Raw genomic sequence first — 19,254 nt, forward strand, 5'->3', positions numbered from 1 at the left:
CTTCCTCGCCGTCGCGCCGAGCGCTCCGCAGATTACCGAACCATAATTTGACCAAGCCAGCCGCGGCTTGCTGTTGTGTGCCCCTGTCTGAATCAGGGGGGAGATCACGACATCATGGCCCATCGGCACTCTCTTGCCGCCATCGTGGCTTGCGCTGCGGTTCTGAGCGGATGCACCAGCCTGAGCGGAGCGCAACGGCCGGTGCTGGCGCCCTCCGATAGCGTCGCTGCGGCGCAGCAGTTCAAGCCTGAGGTTTCGATCCGCAGTTTCTATGCCAGCGCCAACAGCGCGCGACTTGACCTGTCCCCCATGGATTACCGCAATCTGGTCATCGCGCTGTACCTTGAAGCGATAGATGCCCGCTTTGCCGAGTTTCGCGCGCAGGCAGGGTCCGAAAGCCGGGCTTCGGGACTTGCCTTCGATATCGCCCTGCTGGGCCTTACCGGGGCCGCCGCTGTGGCCGAGGCGGACGAGGTCAATCCCTTCGCCACCGCAGCCGCCGCCTTTTTGGGCGCGCGCAGCGCGTTCGACAAGAACCTGTTCTATGACCGCACCTTGCCTGCGATGTTCGCAACAATGGAGGCCGAACGCGCGCGGGTTCGCACCGATATCGTCCGCGCGATGAAGAAGGATCACAAGACCTATCCCCTGCCGTTGGCCTTCGGCGATCTCGCCGCCTATCAGCGCGCCGGATCGTTCGAATATGCGATCGCCCAGGTGGTCAACCGCGCGGTCGAAGCCCAGACCGAGAATGAAGCCATTCTTGCCAATGCATTGACCGCCTGTACCTTTGCCGAAGATATGGAGGCCTCGACCGAGACGCTGGCAGAACTGCTGCAGGACGAAAAGGACGCAACCGTGCGTGCCCGTCGCATCGCGCTTGCCGCGCAGGAATTCGGAACGCCCGAAGGCGCGACCCCGGACGAGACGCTGCGCAACATCGGCATCGCGCTGGATACCAATTACTGCCGCGCAAAAGATCGCGAAGCCAAGGTTCTCGATATCCAGACCAAGATACAGGCAATGGAGGCAACACCGTGAGCGAAGACAGGAAATATCCGCCAACCTATACGCTGGCGCAATTGCAGACTGCACTGCGCACCGATGAAGCGTGGTGGGGGGCAATCACCGCGATCCGCGCCATCGGCGACTATACCGTGGTGACATTCGTACGGCCACGGCCCGCCAAAAGACCGGTCACGCTGCTGCCGATGATCGGCAATGCTGCCCCGCCCCCACCCGAAGGAACAGCGCTGGTCGTAACGGGGGAAGCGATGATCAAGTCGGTCTCGATGAAAATAGCGGCGTTTCGCAAAGGTTGACCGTTCCGCAGCCCTTGCCCGCTTTGGCTGGATGGGTAGCGCTTTTGGGACATTGCACATCTTCCAGCCCCGTGGCCTATTGTCATTCTCGATCTGGCTGATGGGTTTTCCTTGTTTGGAGGATAGGCAACCGTGCCCTAGCTTGGCATCCTAAAAACAATCAGGAGACAGGCAATGGACATGAAGACGAGTGGTATGGGCGGCAGCTGCCCATTTTCCGGAAGCGATGGCGGTGTTCGCTCGCTACTCGGGCGGACCAACCGCGATTGGTGGCCCGATTCCCTCCAACTTGATATTCTGACGCAGAACGGCACTTCGCCCGACCCGATGGGGCCGGACTATGACTATGCCGAAGCGTTCAAGAAGCTCGATTACGCGGCGTTGAAGGCCGACCTCAAGGCGCTGATGACCGACTCGCAGCCCTGGTGGCCGGCGGACTACGGACACTACGGACCGTTCTTCATCCGTATGGCATGGCACTCGGCGGGGACCTATCGCACCGCCGACGGGCGCGGCGGGTCGAGCAGCGGGCAGCAGCGCTTTGCCCCGCTCAACAGCTGGCCCGATAACGGCAATCTCGACAAGGCGCGCCGCCTGTTGTGGCCGATCAAGCGGAAATACGGCAAGCACATCAGCTGGGCCGATCTGTTCATCCTCACCGGCAATGTCGCGATCGAATCGATGGGCGGCCCGGTGTTCGGCTTTGGCGGCGGCCGCAAGGACGTGTTCGAGCCCGAGCGCGATGTCTATTGGGGCACCGAGGAAGCCTGGGTCGACAATGGCGCCGAAACCCGCATCCAGCCCGACAAGGGATGGGAGCTGGAAAACCCGCTCGCCGCGATCCAGATGGGGCTGATCTACGTCAATCCCGAAGGCCCCGGCGGCAACCCCGATCCTTTGCAGTCGGCACGCGACATGCGGCTGACCTTCGAGCGGATGGCGATGAACGACGAGGAAACCGTTGCACTGACGGCTGGCGGCCATGCCTTTGGCAAGTCGCACGGCGCGGTGCCTGCCGATCAGCTGAGCGGTGCCCCCGAGTCCGAGGCGATGGAACTGATGGGCTTTGGCTGGGCGACCGACGCCGAGCAGATCGAGCAGGGACATATCACCACATCGGGCATCGAAGGCGCCTGGACGCCCAACCCTACGGCCTGGGGCGGCGACTATTTCCGGCTGCTGTTCAAGTATGACTTCGAGCTGGTGCGCAGCCCGGCAGGCGCGCAGCAGTGGCAGCCGATCAATCCCGATCCCGAGGACATGGCCCCCGATGCACGCGACCCTTCCAAGAAGGTGCCGACGATGATGACCACCGCCGACATGGCGCTGAAGATGGACCCGGAATATCGCAAGATCTCCGAACGCTTCCGCGACGACCAGGCGGCGCTCGATGATGCCTTTGCCCGCGCATGGTTCAAGCTGACCCACCGCGACATGGGTCCCAAGGTCCGTTACCTCGGCCCCGAGGTTCCGGCCGAGGACCTGATCTGGCAGGATATCGTGCCCGCAGGTACGACGCCGTCGCAGTCCGACGTCGATAGCTTCAAGTCGGCGATCCTGGCCAGCGGACACAGTGTCAGCGAGCTGGTCAAGGCGGCCTGGGCCTCGGCCTCGACCTATCGCCGTTCGGACCATCGCGGCGGTGCCAATGGCGCGCGCGTCCGGCTTGCGCCGCAAAAAGACTGGGCGGTCAACGATCCGGCCGAGCTGGCGGCGGTGCTGGCGACCATCGAGCGCTTGCGTGGGTCTTTGTCGGTAGCCGACGCGATCGTGCTGGCGGGAACCGCAGCGGTCGAAAAGGCTGCGCGTGATGCCGGGTTCGATGTCACCGTGCCGTTCACCGGGGGCCGAGGCGATGCCACCGACGCGCAGACCGATGCCGCAAGCTTCGAGCCGCTCGAGCCGCGTGCCGATGCGTTCCGCAACTATCTGGCAACCCGGCAGAGCGTGAAGACCGAGGCACTGATGCTCGACCGCGCGCATCTGCTCGGCCTCTCGATCCCGCAGATGGCGGTGCTGGTCGCGGGCCTGCGCGTACTGGGTGCCAATGCCGGCAACTCAAGCCACGGCGTGCTCACCGATCGTCCAGGCCAGTTGACCAACGACTTCTTCGTCAACCTGCTCGATATGGGCACGGCGTGGAAGGTGGTGGACACCAGCAGCGACGAGGAGTTCGTCGGAACCGATCGTGCCACCGGCGAGCAGCGCTGGACCGCGACGCGGACCGATCTGGTGTTCGGATCGAACTCGCAGCTGCGGTCGGTCTCTGAGGTCTATGCCGAGCGTGGCAACGAGGCGAAGTTCGTGTCCGACTTCATCGCCGCATGGACCCAGGTGATGAACGCCGACAGGTTCGACATCGCCTGACCGGCTCAAAAGAGCGCCAAGACAAGAACCCCGGGCGGCAACGTCCGGGGTTTTTGCGTGGCCGCCTAGCCGATCCGGGCGAAACCCGCAGCGCCGTGCGGGACACGCGCGGACGGCTCGGCACTGACAGGCGTCTGCAGGGCCTGATGCAGCGCGGCAGCCGGATCATCCTTGCCCCCCATCATGGCCTCCATCGTCCGCAGGCACAGAGCCACCGTGTCGTCAGCCAGCGTGTAGAACACCTGCTTGGCCGCACGGCGGGTTCGGACCAATTCGGCGCGGCGCAGTTCGGCGAGCTGCTGGCTGAGCGCGGGTTGACCGATCGCGGTTGCGGCATCGATCTGCCCGACGGTCTTTTCCCCCGCCAACAGGCTCGAGAGGATCATCAACCGTTGCGGCTGGGCATAGGCGCGCAGTTTTTCGGTCATCGCCTCAGCCAGCGCGCGGCTTTGATAGATCGCGGTCATGATGCTGCGACCTTGCGGCAGAACCAGTCGGCTGCAGCCCCATCGGGCATCGCTTCAGGGTCGGGAGCCTGCAGCAGATCATCGCCAGGTTGCCAACCTTCCGGCGTCATCACCGATCCATCATCCGCGCGCTGCAATGCTGCCAGCAACCGCAGCATCTCGGCCACCGATCGGCCGACATTGTGCGGATAGGTCGTGATCGCGCGGACTATCCCCTGCGGATCAATGAAATAGGTGCACCGCATCGCCGCACTGCTCTCGGCCAGCTCATCGATCATGCCGTACGCGTGACCGATCGCCATCGACGGGTCTTCAACCACGGGAAAGCTGATGGTGACGCCGAAGCTTTCGCGGATCGCGTGCAGCCAGGCGTGGTGCGCGTACAGGCTATCGACCGACAGCCCCAGCAGCGCACAGTCCATCGCCCGGAACTGGTCCGCTGCGCGCTCCATGCCGATGAACTCGGTGGTGCAGACTGGGGTGAAATCCGCCGGGTGCGAGAAGAACACCAGCCAATGCCCACGATAGTCTCGCAACGACTTTTCCCCTTGGGTCGTACGTGCGGTGAAATCGGGTGCGGGATCGCCGATCCGGATCGCGCGCGCCGGGAGGCGGGTGGAGCTTTCATACAGGTTCATGTCGTGCGCCATCTCACATCTGTGGGGACCAAATCAATTGGCTTGACGGCCCCCTCTTACTTAATTACATAATTCCTGTAAATATGAATTTAAAGAGGATTCCCCATGTCCGACTCCGTCCTTGCAACCGCTTCCGCCCAGATTGCCAACGCCCAGCACGGCGTGCCCGTCATCAAGGCGTTCTTCGACACGGCCACCAACACGGTGTCCTATGTCGTCCACGATCCCGAATCCCTCCGCGGAGCGATCATAGACAGCGTGCTGGACTATGATCCCGCATCGGGTCGCACCTCCTTCTCTTCGGCAGATACGATCATCGATTATGTCGGGGAGAAGGAGCTTGCGATCGACTGGATGCTCGAAACGCACGCGCATGCCGATCACCTCTCGGCCGCACCGTATCTGCAGCAGCGCCTGGGCGGACAGATCGCCATCGGCGCATCGATCACCCTGGTGCAGAACGTGTTCGGCAAACTGTTCAATGCCGGCACCGAGTTTGAGCGCGATGGCAGCGATTTCGACGTGCTGTTCCACGATGGCGATCACTTCAAGATCGGCAATCTCGACGTGACCGTGATGCATGTTCCCGGCCATACGCCTGCCGATATCGCCTATGTCATCGGCGATGCGGTGTTCCTGGGCGATACCATGTTCATGCCCGATTACGGCACCGCGCGCGCCGATTTCCCCGGGGGCGATGCGCGCACCCTGTTTCGCTCGCTCCGCCGCATTCTCGAGCTTCCGGCGGATACCCGGCTGTTCATGTGCCACGATTACCTGCCCGAAGGCCGCGAGCACTTCGTCTGGGAGACGACGGTGGCCGACCAGCGCGCGCACAATGTCCATGCGCATGACGGCATCACCGAAGACGAGTTCGTCGCAATGCGCGAGAAGCGCGATGCGGGGCTCGATATGCCCAAGCTGATCCTGCCGTCGATCCAGGTCAACATGCGTGCAGGCCATCTGCCCGAGCCCGAAGATAACGGCGTGCGGTATCTCAAGATTCCGCTCAACGCACTGTGACGACGACAGCGCTGATGCTTCCGGGTTTTCCTGATGCGATGCCGCTGCAGGGGCTGGCTGGCGGGCTGATGATCGGTCTGTCCGCCGCGATCATGCTGCTGGCGCTGGGGCGTATCGCAGGCGTCAGCGGGCTTGCCGCGCGCGCGACCGGGCTTTCGGCCAGCGGCGCACCGCGCGGCATCGCGATCGCGTTCATACTCGGCCTGCCGCTAGGTGCGCTATTGATCAGCGTTATCAGCGACGGCGTGCAAACGACTTTCCCGATCAGCCCCTGGCCGCTCATCATCGGGGGGCTGCTGGTCGGCTTCGGCACCCGGCTGGGGTCGGGCTGCACCAGCGGGCACGGCGTGTGCGGCATGTCGCGCCTCTCGCCGCGCTCGCTGTTTGCCACCGCGATGTTCATGGCCAGCGGGTTCGTGACGGTCGGGTTGCTGCGGATGGGAGGATGGTTGTGAAACAGACTGCAATTGCCTTGGCCGCCGGGCTTATCTTTGGCGCGGGGCTCGCCGTTTCAGGAATGGCCGATCCGCAGCGGGTGCAGGCGTTCCTCGATCTGTTCGGCGCATGGGACCCGACGCTGGCCTTCGTGATGGGCGGCGCGATGATCCCGATGGCCATTGCCTGGCGCATCCAGCGGCGGATGGCAACGCCTGCTGCCGCTGGAAAATTCGAACTGCCCGGTACCACCGGTATTGACCGCAGGCTGGCAATCGGCGCGCTGATCTTTGGTGCAGGTTGGGGCATCGGCGGACTGTGCCCCGGCCCCGCCATCGCCGATCTCGCCATCGCGCCAGCGCCTGCCGCGATGTTCATCGCCGCGATGCTGGCGGGCATGGTGGTCCACAAGTTCGCATTTCGATAACGATACTCCGCCAATGCGCGGGACGGGAGAGACCTATGCAGATCACCAGACTGACCGACCGCATCAGCGTCTCACCGCAGATCGCCCCGCACGATATCGCTGAACTTGCCAGGCTCGGCTTCCGCGCGATCATCTGCAACCGGCCCGATGACGAGGAGACCGGCCAGGTCTCTGAGGCGACCATATGCGAAGAGGCGACACGGCACGGACTGGCCTTTGCCTATGTGCCCGCCGTGTCGGGCGCGATCACCGCCGCCGATGCCGAGGCGATGGCCAATGCGCTCGCCACCCTGCCCGCTCCGGTCCTGGCCTATTGCCGCTCGGGCGCGCGCTCGACCAAGTTGCATGAAATGGCCCGGGGCAGTGCAGAGCCGTTATCGTCGCTTGAGCACCACCCCTCTGCCAGAACCTTCGACGTCGTGATCGTCGGCGGCGGCAGCGCAGGTATCGCGACTGCCGCCAGCCTGCTCAAGCGCAACGCGAAGCTCAGCATTGCGATCATCGAGCCGTCCGAAGTGCATTATTACCAGCCCGGCTGGACGATGGTCGGCGGCGGCATTTTCGACGCCCCATTCACCCGCCGCTCGCAGGCGTCGGTGATGCCCGATGGCGTCGAATGGATCCGCGCATCGGCCAGCGGCTTTGCTCCGGAGGACGACCGCGTCATCCTGACCGATGGCAGCGACGTGCACTATCGCGTGCTGGTCGCCTGCCCCGGGATCAAGCTCGATTGGCATGCCATCCCCGGCCTGCCCGATACGTTGGGAAGCAACGGCGTGACCTCCAATTACCGCTATGACCTTGCGCCCTATACCCTCCAGCTGGTCGATGGGCTGCGCGGGGGACGCGCATTGTTCACCCAGCCGCCGATGCCGATCAAATGTGCGGGCGCACCGCAAAAGGCGATGTATCTCTCCTGCACCCGCTGGGAGAAATCGGGTATGTTGCCCAATATCGACGTGCAGTTCCACACTGCAGGCGCGGTGCTGTTTGGCGTGCCCGCCTATGTCCCTGCGCTGATGGAATATGTCGAGCGTTACAATGCGCACCTCAATTTCGAATCGAAGCTGGTCGCGGTCGATGGCGCTGGCGGATTCGCTACCTTCGAGCAAAAGCGGGGCGATACCGTGACCCGCGTCGAGGAGCGCTTCGACATGATCCATGTCGTGCCGCCGCAGACCGCGCCAGATTTCGTTCGCTCCAGTCCGCTCGCGGCGGCATCGGGATTTATCGAGGTCGATAAGGCGACACTGCGCCATGCCCGCTACGCCAATGTTTTCGCGCTGGGCGATGCCTGCTCAGCATCGAATGCCAAGACCATGGCCGCCGCGCGCAAGCAGGCGCCGGTGGTCGCGGTCAACGTGCTCGCCGCGCTCGAAGGCAAGCCGCCGGTCGCCGATTATGACGGCTACGGCAGCTGCCCGCTGACCGTGGAGTCGGGCAAGATCGTGCTCGCCGAATTCGGCTATGGTGGAAAGTTGCTCCCCAGCTTCCCCACATGGCTGATCGACGGGACCAGGCCCTCGCGGCTGTCGTGGCTGCTTAAGGATACCATCCTGCCGCCGATCTATTGGCACGGGATGCTCAAGGGCCGCGAATGGATGGTCAAACCGCATATGATCGGCGCCTGATCCATGGCGCTTGCCCGCTATCTGCCGGTGCTCGAATGGGGCCGGGGCTATAACCGCACTGTCCTGACCAACGATCTGGTTGCAGCAGCCATCGTCACGATCATGCTGATCCCGCAAAGCCTCGCTTATGCGATGCTCGCAGGACTGCCGCCCGAAATCGGGCTCTATGCCTCGATCCTGCCGATCGTCGCTTATGCCCTTTTCGGCACCAGCCGCGCGCTGGCGGTGGGCCCGGTCGCGGTGATCTCGTTGATGACACTGACCGCCGCCAGCGCCGTCGCCCCACCGGGTAGTGCGCAGTTCATCGCAGCGGCATTGGTGCTGGCATTCATGTCCGGGACGATGCTCATTGCGATGGGAGTGCTGCGGCTGGGGTTTCTCGCCAACCTGCTGTCGCACCCGGTGGTGTCGGGGTTTATCACCGCTTCGGGGCTGATCATCGCCACCAGCCAGTTGAAGTCGATCCTTGGGGTGAAGGCCAGCGGCGAGGCGATGCCCGAGCTGGTGACGACGCTGATCGCCAACCTTAACGCCACCAACATGCCGACATTGATCATAGGCGTTGTCTCGACCGCGTTCCTGTTCTGGGTGCGCAAGGGGCTGAAACCGATGCTGATCAGGCTGGGGCTGAAAGCCCGCACCGCTGACCTCACCGCCAAGGCCGGGCCGATCGCCGCGGTCGCGGTGTCTACGCTGGCGGTGGTATTGCTCGATCTCGAGGCGCAGGGCGTGCGGGTCGTCGGTCAGATACCGCAAAGCCTGCCGCCGTTCACGGTCCCGTTGTTTGATGCGGCGCTCTGGCAGCAGCTGGCGATCCCGGCATTGCTGCTCAGCGTCATCGGCTTTGTCGAGAGCGTCTCGGTGGCGCAGACACTGGCCGCCAAGAAGCGCCAGCGGATCAACCCGGACCAGGAATTGATCGGGCTGGGTGCGGCCAATGTCGCAGCCTCGTTCACCGGCGGCTATCCGGTCACCGGCGGCTTCGCACGCTCGGTGGTCAACTTCGATGCGGGCGCAGAGACCCCCGCAGCAGGCGCGTTCACCGCCGTTGGGATTGCCATCGCCGCGCTGTTCCTCACCCCGTTACTCGCCTCGCTGCCGATCGCAACGCTAGCGGCTACGATCATCGTTGCGGTGCTTAGCCTGGTCGACTTGAAAACACCGCGACATATCTGGCGCTATTCCAAGCCAGACTTCGCCGCGATGGCGGTGACGGTGCTGGTCACCTTGCTGGCGGGCGTGGAACCCGGCGTGATCGCGGGCGTCGGCCTTTCGCTGGCGTTGTTCCTGTGGCGCGCTTCGCGCCCGCATGCGGCGATCGTGGGGCGGGTGCCCGAGACCGAACACTTCCGCAACGTCAAGCGCCACAACGTGCTCACCGATCCGCGCATCCTGACGATCCGCATCGACGAGAGCCTGACCTATCTCAACGCGCGCTGGCTCGAGGAGTTCGTGCTCGAGCAGGTCGCCGAACATCCCCGGCTGCGTCACCTCATCCTGATGTGTTCGGCGGTCAACGGCATCGATGCGTCCGCGCTGGAGAGCCTTGAGGCGATCAATCACCGGCTTGCCGATGCCGGCGTCAAGCTGCACCTGTCCGAGGTCAAGGGGCCGGTGATGGACGCGCTCGAACGCAGCCATCTGGTTGCTGACCTGACCGGGAAAATCTGGCTGTCGCAAAACAAAGCATTTGCAGCGCTGCTGGTGGCTGCAGAAGATGAGGACGTGCCGCGCGTGCGAGATGATCCGTGGGCGGCCAGAGGGCTGATCTGACCTGCACCTCACACGAAAACGGCGGCGAACCTTTCGGTTCACCGCCGTCCGTCGACCTTCGAAGGGGAAGGTTTACTGGTTCGGGACAGTACCCGGCTGGTTCGTGACAGTGCCCGGCGTCACAACGCCAGCTTCACTGTCGATCTGGTTAGCACGTGCTTCACCAGCATCTTCCACGGCGTCAGCCTGCGCATCGAGCGCGTCTTCCTGCGCGTCGGTCGGGGCACGGTCAGCCATGTCTTCCAGAACTTCAGCTTCGGCTTCAGCCTGGTTCTCGACCCGTTCGGCTTCTTCGCTCTGACAAGCGCCGAGGCTGATGAGACCAACTGCGGCGATGCCGGTAAGAATCTGTTTACGCATAATTTGCTCCACTACCCTGTTTCATGCTCAATGCATGGACGAGTTTACGGGCGACGCCCGAGATGGTTGCAACGGTCCGCTCCTTTTTTTGCGATCCCTTGCAGGCCCGGAGATATCCACCCCAACAGGCTCGCCCTAGCCAAAGCCCGCCAAAGCTGCTTTAGAGCATGACCGATTTTGGGGTTGGAACAGTTCATTGACATCAGTGCCGCCGCCTCATGAGCCTCTGCGTCCGGATGCAATATCCGGCAGGCAGCAGGCTGTGCCGGCCGGTGAGCCGCTTGATGCAACCGCCAAGCCCGACGGTGATATCGCCAAGCTCGCAAAGGGCGGGCGCACCAACTTTTTCGGCTTTCTGCTCAGGCTCGCAGCCCGGCTGCCCTTCCTGTTCATCGCCGGACGGCTGTACGGCGCGGAATCGCTCGGTCGGTTTGCCTATGCGATCCTGGTGGTGGAGTTTGCCGCCCAACTCGCCACGCTGGGGCTGAAGCGTGGTCTGGCTGCGCAGCTGGCGCGGACATCGCGGCCGCATGCGCAGGTCGTGGCCGATGGGCTGCTGGTCAGCTTTGTCGCATCGGCGGCGGCGGCCACGCTACTCATGATATTCCCCGAACTGATGTTCCCTAACAGCACCGCGGGCGAGATCGACAGGCTGCTGCCGCTGATCATCTTTGCCGTCGCAGGATCGGACATTGCGCTGGCGGCGCTGGCCTATCGCTTCGATATCGCCGCCACGGTGCGTGCGCGATCAGTGATCGAGCCGTGGACGATCAGCATCACCGCGTGGATTTTCTTTTATTGGACCCCGGCGAACGGCCTGATCCTGTCCTACATCGCATCGATGGTGGCAGCGTTCATCGCTTCGCTATGGCCGTTGCTGCGCAATTATGGCCTGCCTTTTGGCTGGCAGCCCCAGCCGATGAAGCTCGCCCGGATGGCGCGGCGCAACGCACCGCTTGCAGCAGCCGATGCGATCGAATGGGGTAGCCGGCGGCTCGATCTGGCGATCCTCGGGCTGTTTGCAGCGCCTGCGGTCGTCGGCATCTATTACATCGCGCAACAGGTCGCCAGCCTGCCGCAAAAGCTCAAGACCAGCTTCGATCCGATCCTGGGTCCGGTGATCACCCGTAATCTTCAGGAAGGAAAACTGACCGAGATCGCCCGTCAGGTCAGCCAGGTCGGCTTCTGGATCATCGCGGCACAAACCGGAGTCGCGCTGGCGCTGGGCATCCCTGGCGAAGGCGTGATGGGGCTGGTCGGCCCGAACTTCGTAGGCGGAACCGGCGCACTCGCCTTCCTGCTGGCCGCCGAAGTCGTCGCCGCGACCGCTGCAGTCAGCGAAGCAGCGTTGGTTTACGTCGCGCGGCACCGCAATCTGATGATCTCGCTTGCCATGCTCGCCCTGCAGGCGGTGTTGAGCGTGGTGCTGATCCTGTCCGCGCAGGCATTGGGCCTGCCGCCACTGTTTCAGGCGGCCAGTGTCGCGCTCGCTTTGGCACTCGCGCTGGGATTTGCCTCGATCGTCAAGGCGCGGCTGCTCTCGAAGCTGCTCGGCGCGCCGGTCAACGGCTGGCGCTGGGCGCTGGTCTGGGCCGCAGCGGTCGCATCTTTGGTCGGCTGGGGCTTTACCAAGCTGCCCGAATGGGCCGAACTCGCGATCGGTATCCCGGCGATCATGGTCGTCTATGGCTGGATCATCTGGCGCCGCGGATTCGGCCCCGAAGACCGGAAATTGTTCCGCAGCAACAAGGGCGAAAGCAAGGAAGACAATCAGGGCGGCGGGGATTGACCCCACCGCCCTGTTGGCAGCTTAGTTCCCCACGCCCATTTCGGTCAGCAGCCTCTGCGCGCCGTCAATCTTTTCCATTGTCCACAGCATGAAGCGGCTGTCGACATGGATGGTGCGGTTGATGGCGGCATCATAAGACCAGTCCGAGACCACGCCGTCGAGCGTTCCATCGAACGCCAGCCCGACGAACTCGCCGCGCGCGTTGAGCGTGGCCGAGCCCGAGTTGCCGTTGGTGATGTCGACGGTCGAGAGATAATTGACCGGAAGCGTGCCCAGCTTTGCGTCGGCGTAAGTGCCGAAATCGCGCGCCTTGAGTTTGGAGATCGCCGCATCAGGCGCATCGAACTCACCGCGCCCGGTCTGCTTGGCGACCAGCCCCTCGGCGGTGGTGAACGGCGTCCAGATCAGGCCATCACGCTGCTTGCCGGTGACCTTGCCATAGGTGAAACGCAGCGATCCGTTGGCATCGGGATACAGCGTGCGACCTTCCGCCTTTGCGAACGCCAGCTGGCCTGCCATCACCTGAGAGCGAGCCGCCTGCATGCGCCCGGCGCGTTCCTTGGCCTTGTCCTCGGCGGTCTTCAGCCCGGGATAGGCGGCAACGGCTAGCTGGATGAAGGGATCGGTCGATGCGTCGAATTCTGACGCAGGCTTGTCCATCCAAGCCAACCGCTGGGCGGTATCGCCAAGCTGCGTGTCCGCATACAGCCGGTCAACGCCGGTGCTTGCGATCTTCGCTTCGAGGGGGGCGTTGCGCTTGTCCGCCGAGACCTTGGCATATTCGCCCAGCGCTTGCTGGAACAGCACCTTGTCCACACCCGCATCGAAGCGCCGCTCGACCTGGGTCAGCCGTTCGCGGATCGAAAGCCGGTCGCGATCCTGGAACCCGGGCTCGCGCTGGGCATCAGGCTTTTCGCGCTCCATCGCCCAGCGATACAGCGTCTGTGCCGCGGTCAGCAGCTGCGCGCGGTTGAGCGTGGCGAGCCGCAGGCTGTCCACCCGGGCCTGGTTCGATTCGCTGACCAACGCATCGAGGTCTGCCAGCGCCTGGCCGTATTGTGCAGTGCGCGCAGGGTCCGCCGCAACCCAGGCGCGGAAGTCCGCATCGGCCTTGTCCTTGCGGCCCAGCAGATCGATCGCATCGGCGCCTGCGATCTCGCCCAGCAGCTTCTTTTTGTAATTGTCCGACCCCTTGAGGATCGAGGCGTATTTGATTTCGGCATCCTTGTTGCCGCCTACCGCCTTTTCGATCGCCGTCGAGTAATCCGCACGCAGCTGCTGGTCGATCGCATAGACCTGCTCAAAATTGTGACGCACTTCAGCGGCGGTCCAGTGCCGCTGGGTAACGCCGGGGAAGCCCGCGACCATGACGAAATCGCCGTCTTCGAGCGGCTTGTCGGCGATCTTAAGCCATGACTTGGGCTTGTAGGGCACGTTGCTCGCCGAATAAGGCGCCGAGGATCCATCGGGCGCGACATAGGCACGGTAGAAGCCGAAGTCGCCGGTGTGGCGGGGCCACTGCCAGTTGTCGGTCTCGCCGCCGAAATTGCCGATGCCGCCGGCGGGCGCATAGACCAGCCGGACGTCCTTGATCTCGAGCTGCTGCTGCAAGAAATAGGTCTGCCCGCCAAAATACGGCCGAACGTCGCAACGTCGGTTGGCCTGCTTTTCGCACGCCGCGATCAGGCTTTTGCGATTGGCCTCGAGCCGGTTGTAGCGATCCAGCCCGTCCAGCTTGCTGGTTACGCCTTTGGTCATCGCGGCGGTCACATCGCGCAGATCCTCGATCACATAGATCCGCGATCCGGGGGCGGCCTGCACCTCATCGGCATTGGTTTTGGCGAGGAAACCATCGGTCAGGTAATCCTGGCCAGGCTTGGAATTGTACTGGATCGATCCGTAGACGCAGTGATGGTTGGTCGCGACCAGCCCTTCGGGACTGACGAACGAGGCCGAACATCCACCCAGCGAGACGATGGCGTTCAAAGGTGCGGTGGTCAGGTCGCCAAGGTCAGCGGGCGAAATCTCGAGGCCGGCCTGCTTCAGCGTGTCGCCCAGCGCAGGGGTCTGCCCGGGAAGCCACATACCCTCTTCTGCGATAGCGGGCGCAGACAAAAACAACGCGGTGGTCGCAAGCAATAGCGGATGACGCATAAAAGAAAACACTCCGGAACAGGGCAATGACGCCAGATAGCCCGGCGGCCGGGTGTCAGCAAGCGTGCGGTATGAGGGATACCCAGCGGTGGGGGCCCTAATCGGCAGCGGTTGGCTGATAGGCTTCGAAGCGCCCGAGCGCGATGGATCCGGTTGCAATCCCGGACATGCCGCCTGCGAGCTGCACGATGTCCCCCGCGCACAGATACGCGCCTCTGAGCCGGGTGATCAGGACCTGGTGCTGCTGCAGTTGCCGCACCCCGTGCCTGGGCCGGTTCAGCAACCGTCTGCGCCCGGCCATCTTATACACGATGCCCACACCCTCTACGATCCGCGTCGATTGGACCCGTGATGCCATGATGCAATCGACCTCGGGCCGGACGGGTCCGACCGCGTCGTCGGCAACGGGCGGAACAAAGATCAGGCCGGTGGTTGCTGGGGCAGATGCAGATGCAGGTGCTGCCGTGCCCGCATCGCTCGCTGCTGCCGAAACCAGCACCATCGCCAATATTGCGGTCTGCAGGTAAGCCACCGTTGCGATACTCCTGCCCTTCAGCCTGTAGGTTTGAGGCCCCTGAGCGGAAAGCTGGTCGAGACTTTCCGCTCAGGGTGCCTCCGGTCCGTCGGGGCCGACCGGACCGGTGCAAACCAGCCTGGGGTTTGGCTGGCTTTGCCCGGAAGACGCCGCCGGCCTGGCAAACCCGCATCGGGGTGTCGCGCAAAATTCTTCATGATCTGCGAAACGGCGTACGGTTGCTTGCAGCCTGTGACGTCTGAGTGCATGGGCCAAGCCCAATTTCCTCTTTTGAAATTGTCAGAAATCCGATCCGATGTCTCGCCAAGGTCTCGAAGCCGTCCTGATTGCCGAACGTGAGCCGTTGCTGCGGTTCCTGCGCGCACGTGGCGCGGGCGATGCGGCGGAGGACGTTCTGCAGGACCTTTGGCTGCGGGTGTCCGCGCTCGATTCCGGCCCGATTGCCGATCCGCGCGGCTATCTGTTCCGCGCGGCGAACAACGTGATGCATGACCGCTACCGGTCTGCGCAGCGCGCACGCCAGCGCGATTCCGACTGGCTGGCGGTCCAGGGCGGCGCGGGCGAGGCCTCCGATGCGCCGCTTCCCGACAGGCACCTGATCGCACGCGCCGCGCTCGATGAGGCCGAAGCGATGCTCAGAGCCGAAGGCGAGCGCGTGCTGCAGATATTCCGGTTGTTCCGGATCGAGGGCATCGGCCAGCGCCAGATCGCGCAGGATCTGGGATTGAGCCTGAGCGCGGTCGAGAAGGATCTGCAAAAGGCCTATCGCGCGTTGATCCACTGGCGGGAGAAGCAGGATGCGGATTGACAACCGCCGTGACGTCTTTGCTTCAGGACGGACGATATGACGAGCACCGAAGACCTTATCCGCCAGCAGGCGATCGAATGGGCGCTATCGTCCCAGGAAGCCGATTTTGCCGGTTGGGACGGGCTTGTCCGCTGGCTCGAGGCCGATCCGCGTCATACCGATGCGTACGACCGGGCGATGGCAGCGGGCAACGTCATTCCCGATCTCGCCGCGATCGCTGCACCGGTTCTGCCGCAACCCGCCAATGACGAGGACCGCGCCGCACCGCGGTCGTCCAGCCGCCGCGGCTGGATGTATGGCGCAATCGCCGCGTCGGTGCTGGCGATCGTTGCGGTTCCCGTCTGGCAGATGCGGCCTCAGCCCTATGCGGTGGCGACTGCGATCGGGGAGACCGAGAGCATTCAACTCGCCGATGGCAGCCGCATCCTGCTCAACGGCGGTACACTGATAACGCTCGACCGGCGCGACATCCGCTTTGCCCGGCTCGAAAGCGGCGAAGCGCTGTTCGAGGTGCGCCACAATGCAAGCGATCCGTTCGTGGTGGAAACCGGCGATGTCCGGCTGGTCGATGCTGGAACCGCGTTCAACGTCATCCGGAATGACACTTCGCTTGATGTCGCGGTCTCCGAAGGGGTGGTGATCGTCAATCCCGAGCGTGAGAATGTCCAGCTGCCCGCCGGTCGCCGGGCACGGGTCGATAACGTCACCGACCAAGTGACGGTCTCGGCCATTCCAATCGATCAGGTGGGCAGCTGGCGCTCTGGCCAGCTGAGCTTTGCCGATACCCCGCTGGCTGATGTCGCCGCCGCGCTCGAGCGGGGCCTGGGCGCGCGGATTGCAGTTGCACCTGCAATCTCTGCGCGCCCTTTCAGCGGGGTCATCCAGATTCGGGGCCGCGGCGCGCAGGCCGTCGCATCGATCGCGCCGGTGCTGGGTACCCGCGCCGTCCGCCGCGGTGATGGCTGGGAGCTGATCGGCAGCGATGCGAACCCCTAGCCTCGCCCTGCTGGCGCTTCCCGTTGCGATGCTCGCCTCGCCGGTGCTGGCGCAGGCACCGGTGTCGATCGATATCGCCTCGGGCCGGCTGGATGCTGCGATCATCGCGCTGGGGCGCCAAGCAGGAATCACTATCGGCATCGGTGACCCGCGGCTCGGCGCGCACCGGGTGCGACGGCTGCGCGGACGGATGACCCCCGAGCAGGCGCTCGAGCGGATGCTCAAGGACACCGACGCGCGTCCGGTCAGGCTCGCGACGGGCCATTGGCGGATTACCCGCATCACGTCGGCAAGCCGGCGCAGCGGCGCACCGATCCGCCTGGCGATAGCAATGCCAACCCAGGTTGCAGATCCGGTCGAGGAGATCGTCGTCACCGCGCGGCCGGCAACTGCCGAAACGCTGAGCCGAGACATGTTTGGTCACCTCCACCTCGATGGCGACTTCGTTCTGGGGCCTCAGGGCCGCGGATCCGATGCGCTGATCGAGCGGTTGCCCAGCCTGGGTTCGACCCAGCTTGGCCCAGGCCGCAACCGGCTGTTCCTGCGCGCTATCGCGGACTCGAGCTTTAACGGGCCGACACAGGCAGTGGTCGGCCAGTACCTCGGGACTGCACGCCTCAACTACAATGCCCCCGATCCCGATCTCAGGCTGGTCGATCTCAACACGATCGAGGTCCGGCAAGGGCCTCAGGGCACGCTTTATGGTGCAGGAACCTTGGGCGGGGTCATCCGGCTGCTTCCCAATATGCCCGATCTGGGGGACTGGCAGGGTGCGCAGTCGATCTCGCTTGCCGCGACCCAGCACGGCAACCCCTCGGTCGATGGAAGCGCGGTGCTCAACGCACCGATCGTGCCGGGTACGCTCGGCATCCGCGCGGTGGTCTATGGCAGCCGTGAGGGCGGCTACATCGACGACCGACTGCGCGAGCGTGACGACATCAATCGTGTCGACACCATCGGCGGGCGGATTTCGGCGCGGCTCGAGCCGGGCGATGGCTGGACCATCGACCTGATGGCTGCAGCGCAGAATATCGACGGGCGTGACAGCCAGTATGCCGACCGGATCGGCGACCGGCTCGACCGGGCAAGCCCGTTTGCGCAACCCTTCCGCAACCGATTTCGGTTGGGACAGCTCGCGGTCGGCAAGCAGTGGGACAGTTTCGAGCTGCTCTCGACCACCACCGCGACGCGTCTCGACCTGTCAGAAACCTTCGACGCAAGCCAGCCGGGCGCCGCACCCAGCCTGTTCCGCCAACACGGCGAGACACAGCTGATCACCAATGAGACACGGTTATCGGGCGAGGCTTCAGGTGGCATCGGCTGGCTCGCAGGGACCAGCGTGCTCAACAACCGCTATCGCATCCGGCGCGCGCGCGGTTCGGTCGAACGGTCATCAGCCATTACCGGGATCGAAAACGAGGTCGATGAAGCCACCGCCTTTGCCGAAGTGGCGATCCCGGCGACCGACAGGCTGTTTCTTGATGTCGGCGGAAGGGTGAGCCATGTCCGCCTATCTGGCGAGGCGCTCGACACGCCTTTTGCCGCAATCGCGGTCCTCGCGCGCAGCAGCGCGCGGCGTCAGCAGACTGCGTTCCTTCCGTCGGCAGGGTTGCGCTACCGGTTCTCTGGCGCGCTATCGGGGCATGCGCGTTATCAGGAGGGCTTTCGTCCCGGCGGAATCGGCGTGCGCAACGGCATGGTACGGCGCTATCTTCCCGACAATGTCTCTGCGGTCGAGGCGGGCCTTGCGTTTACCGGCAGCACATTGAGCGGCGATGTCACCATGGCCTATACCCGCTGGCGCAACATCCAGGCCGATCTCATTGACAGCGACGGACTACCGGCGACCGAGAATATCGGCAACGGCCGCATTGTCACGATCGATGCGACGCTGGCCTGGCAGCCGGTCCCCGCCGTGTCGCTCGAAGCCTCGGCGGTGTGGGCCGACAGCCGCCTAGTCAATCCGGCAGCGGGCATTTTCGTGCTGCCCGCCAACCGTGCCGGGTTCGATTTCGCCAGCATCCCGGCAGGCGCGGTGGTTGCCGAGAGCAACGACCTGCCCAATGTCGCGCGGCTTTCGGGACGGATGAGCGCGAGCTATCGGACGACGCTGGGCGCTGCTGGTGACCTGACCCTCGCTGGATCGCTGCGCTATACCGGGCGATCGCGTCTGGGCATCGGACCGGTGCTGGGAGTGGAGCAGGGCGATGTCCTCGACACCTCGCTTTCGGCCAGCATCACACGTGGCGCGCGGACGATATGGCTTCAGGCGACCAACCTGCTCGACAGCCGCGGCAATCGCTTTGCGCTGGGATCGCCCTTCACGCTGCCGCTGGGCGACCAGATCACGCCGCTGCGCCCGCGGACCATCAAAATCGGTGCAGACTTCAGTTTCTGAAGACTTTAATCGTTATTTTTCAATCAACTGAGCGCAGTATGAGTGTTCAGCCACACTCCGCAATACGGGTCTGAATCCTCCGCAGCGTCTTGGTCAGTGAAGCTCAAAGCTCTTCTCCAAAACTCTGAAAG

At 64.0% G+C, this 19,254-nt stretch carries 17 protein-coding genes; 12 read left to right on the forward strand and 5 right to left on the reverse strand.

Translation table 11 applies throughout. From position 1 onward, the window contains the following. The first annotated feature begins 114 nt into the window (after positions 1-114). From IEW00_RS15830 to katG, 3 genes are all read left to right on the forward strand, one after another. Entirely contained in the window at positions 115-1,041 is a 927-nt protein-coding gene (locus tag IEW00_RS15830; protein WP_188515387.1) for a hypothetical protein, read from the forward strand. Beyond that, the gene (locus IEW00_RS15835) at positions 1,038-1,322 is read left to right on the forward strand and encodes a hypothetical protein (RefSeq protein ID WP_188515388.1); all 285 of its coding nucleotides are present in this window, start codon (positions 1,038-1,040) and stop codon (positions 1,320-1,322) included. Before IEW00_RS15830 ends, IEW00_RS15835 begins: the two co-directional genes overlap by 4 nt. A 174-nt stretch (positions 1,323-1,496) precedes the next feature. Beyond that, on the forward strand, positions 1,497-3,689 hold the full coding sequence (katG, locus tag IEW00_RS15840; protein ID WP_188515389.1) for a catalase/peroxidase HPI: 2,193 nt from the start codon (positions 1,497-1,499) through the stop codon (positions 3,687-3,689). 65 nt (positions 3,690-3,754) lie between these two features. Here the strand turns inward: katG and IEW00_RS15845 are convergent, their stop codons facing one another. Continuing rightward, positions 3,755-4,156, reverse strand: coding sequence for an ArsR/SmtB family transcription factor (locus IEW00_RS15845; protein WP_188515390.1), 402 nt, complete (start codon positions 4,154-4,156; stop codon positions 3,755-3,757). Beyond that, entirely contained in the window at positions 4,153-4,794 is a 642-nt protein-coding gene (locus tag IEW00_RS15850; protein WP_188515391.1) for a peroxiredoxin, read from the reverse strand. Before IEW00_RS15850 ends, IEW00_RS15845 begins: the two co-directional genes overlap by 4 nt. 105 nt (positions 4,795-4,899) lie before the next feature. Here IEW00_RS15850 and IEW00_RS15855 point away from each other — a divergent pair, with 105 nt between their 5' ends. Genes IEW00_RS15855 through IEW00_RS15875 form a run of 5 tightly spaced genes read left to right on the forward strand, consistent with a single transcriptional unit; the run spans position 4,900 to position 10,083 of the window. Next, positions 4,900-5,817 carry an MBL fold metallo-hydrolase gene (locus tag IEW00_RS15855; protein ID WP_188515392.1) on the forward strand — a complete coding sequence of 306 codons (918 nt, stop codon included), beginning with the start codon at positions 4,900-4,902 and terminating at the stop codon, positions 5,815-5,817. 14 nt (positions 5,818-5,831) lie between these two features. Next, complete coding sequence (locus IEW00_RS15860; protein ID WP_188515393.1) at positions 5,832-6,272, forward strand: YeeE/YedE family protein; 441 nt, start codon at positions 5,832-5,834, stop codon at positions 6,270-6,272. Next, positions 6,269-6,679, forward strand: a complete 411-nt coding sequence (locus IEW00_RS15865) for a DUF6691 family protein (protein WP_229737086.1) — start codon at positions 6,269-6,271, stop codon at positions 6,677-6,679. The genes IEW00_RS15860 and IEW00_RS15865 overlap by 4 nt, the downstream gene beginning before the upstream one ends. Before the next feature lie 35 nt (positions 6,680-6,714). Continuing rightward, positions 6,715-8,310, forward strand: coding sequence for a bifunctional protein tyrosine phosphatase family protein/NAD(P)/FAD-dependent oxidoreductase (locus tag IEW00_RS15870; protein WP_188515395.1), 1,596 nt, complete (start codon positions 6,715-6,717; stop codon positions 8,308-8,310). A gap of 3 nt (positions 8,311-8,313) precedes the next feature. Continuing rightward, on the forward strand, positions 8,314-10,083 hold the full coding sequence (locus IEW00_RS15875; RefSeq protein ID WP_229737087.1) for a SulP family inorganic anion transporter: 1,770 nt from the start codon (positions 8,314-8,316) through the stop codon (positions 10,081-10,083). 72 nt (positions 10,084-10,155) lie between these two features. On the opposite strand, the gene IEW00_RS15880 is transcribed toward IEW00_RS15875, so the two are convergent. Next, on the reverse strand, positions 10,156-10,443 hold the full coding sequence (locus IEW00_RS15880; protein WP_188515396.1) for a hypothetical protein: 288 nt from the start codon (positions 10,441-10,443) through the stop codon (positions 10,156-10,158). A 262-nt stretch (positions 10,444-10,705) separates the two neighbouring features. On the opposite strand from IEW00_RS15880, the gene IEW00_RS15885 reads away from it, so the two are divergent. Further along, positions 10,706-12,232 (forward strand): lipopolysaccharide biosynthesis protein, encoded by a 1,527-nt coding sequence (locus tag IEW00_RS15885; RefSeq protein WP_188515397.1) that lies wholly within the window; start codon positions 10,706-10,708, stop codon positions 12,230-12,232. 21 nt (positions 12,233-12,253) lie between these two features. Here the strand turns inward: IEW00_RS15885 and IEW00_RS15890 are convergent, their stop codons facing one another. Together IEW00_RS15890 and IEW00_RS15895 are read right to left on the reverse strand one after the other, a co-directional pair. Then, entirely contained in the window at positions 12,254-14,386 is a 2,133-nt protein-coding gene (locus IEW00_RS15890) for a S46 family peptidase (RefSeq protein WP_188515398.1), read from the reverse strand. Between the two features lie 97 nt (positions 14,387-14,483). Beyond that, complete coding sequence (locus IEW00_RS15895; RefSeq protein WP_188515399.1) at positions 14,484-14,918, reverse strand: hypothetical protein; 435 nt, start codon at positions 14,916-14,918, stop codon at positions 14,484-14,486. A gap of 298 nt (positions 14,919-15,216) precedes the next feature. Between IEW00_RS15895 and IEW00_RS15900 the strand changes: the two genes are divergently transcribed. The 3 genes from IEW00_RS15900 to IEW00_RS15910 are packed head-to-tail and all read left to right on the forward strand — an operon-like array spanning position 15,217 to position 19,123. Then, positions 15,217-15,729, forward strand: a complete 513-nt coding sequence (locus tag IEW00_RS15900) for an RNA polymerase sigma factor (RefSeq protein WP_188515400.1) — start codon at positions 15,217-15,219, stop codon at positions 15,727-15,729. Positions 15,730-15,765: 36 nt separating this feature from the next. After that, positions 15,766-16,725, forward strand: a complete 960-nt coding sequence (locus IEW00_RS15905) for a FecR family protein (RefSeq protein ID WP_188515401.1) — start codon at positions 15,766-15,768, stop codon at positions 16,723-16,725. Beyond that, complete coding sequence (locus IEW00_RS15910) at positions 16,712-19,123, forward strand: TonB-dependent receptor (RefSeq protein ID WP_188515402.1); 2,412 nt, start codon at positions 16,712-16,714, stop codon at positions 19,121-19,123. Before IEW00_RS15905 ends, IEW00_RS15910 begins: the two co-directional genes overlap by 14 nt. The last annotated feature ends 131 nt before the right edge of the window (positions 19,124-19,254 follow it).

It is taken from the genome of Blastomonas aquatica (assembly GCF_014639875.1).
Classification (GTDB): Bacteria; Pseudomonadota; Alphaproteobacteria; order Sphingomonadales; family Sphingomonadaceae; genus Blastomonas; species Blastomonas aquatica.

What these genes read in the sequence shown, in the direction of transcription:
- IEW00_RS15830 (WP_188515387.1), top strand. Translation starts at nt 115, where the DNA reads ATGGCCCATCGGCACTCTCTTGCCGCCATCGTGGCTTGCGCTGCGGTT.
- katG (WP_188515389.1), top strand. Translation starts at nt 1,497, where the DNA reads ATGGACATGAAGACGAGTGGTATGGGCGGCAGCTGCCCATTTTCCGGA.
- IEW00_RS15845 (WP_188515390.1), bottom strand. Translation starts at nt 4,156, where the DNA reads ATGACCGCGATCTATCAAAGCCGCGCGCTGGCTGAGGCGATGACCGAA.
- IEW00_RS15850 (WP_188515391.1), bottom strand. Translation starts at nt 4,794, where the DNA reads ATGAACCTGTATGAAAGCTCCACCCGCCTCCCGGCGCGCGCGATCCGG.
- IEW00_RS15855 (WP_188515392.1), top strand. Translation starts at nt 4,900, where the DNA reads ATGTCCGACTCCGTCCTTGCAACCGCTTCCGCCCAGATTGCCAACGCC.
- IEW00_RS15860 (WP_188515393.1), top strand. Translation starts at nt 5,832, where the DNA reads ATGCTTCCGGGTTTTCCTGATGCGATGCCGCTGCAGGGGCTGGCTGGC.
- IEW00_RS15870 (WP_188515395.1), top strand. Translation starts at nt 6,715, where the DNA reads ATGCAGATCACCAGACTGACCGACCGCATCAGCGTCTCACCGCAGATC.
- IEW00_RS15875 (WP_229737087.1), top strand. Translation starts at nt 8,314, where the DNA reads ATGGCGCTTGCCCGCTATCTGCCGGTGCTCGAATGGGGCCGGGGCTAT.
- IEW00_RS15880 (WP_188515396.1), bottom strand. Translation starts at nt 10,443, where the DNA reads ATGCGTAAACAGATTCTTACCGGCATCGCCGCAGTTGGTCTCATCAGC.
- IEW00_RS15890 (WP_188515398.1), bottom strand. Translation starts at nt 14,386, where the DNA reads ATGCGTCATCCGCTATTGCTTGCGACCACCGCGTTGTTTTTGTCTGCG.
- IEW00_RS15900 (WP_188515400.1), top strand. Translation starts at nt 15,217, where the DNA reads ATGTCTCGCCAAGGTCTCGAAGCCGTCCTGATTGCCGAACGTGAGCCG.
- IEW00_RS15905 (WP_188515401.1), top strand. Translation starts at nt 15,766, where the DNA reads ATGACGAGCACCGAAGACCTTATCCGCCAGCAGGCGATCGAATGGGCG.
- IEW00_RS15910 (WP_188515402.1), top strand. Translation starts at nt 16,712, where the DNA reads ATGCGAACCCCTAGCCTCGCCCTGCTGGCGCTTCCCGTTGCGATGCTC.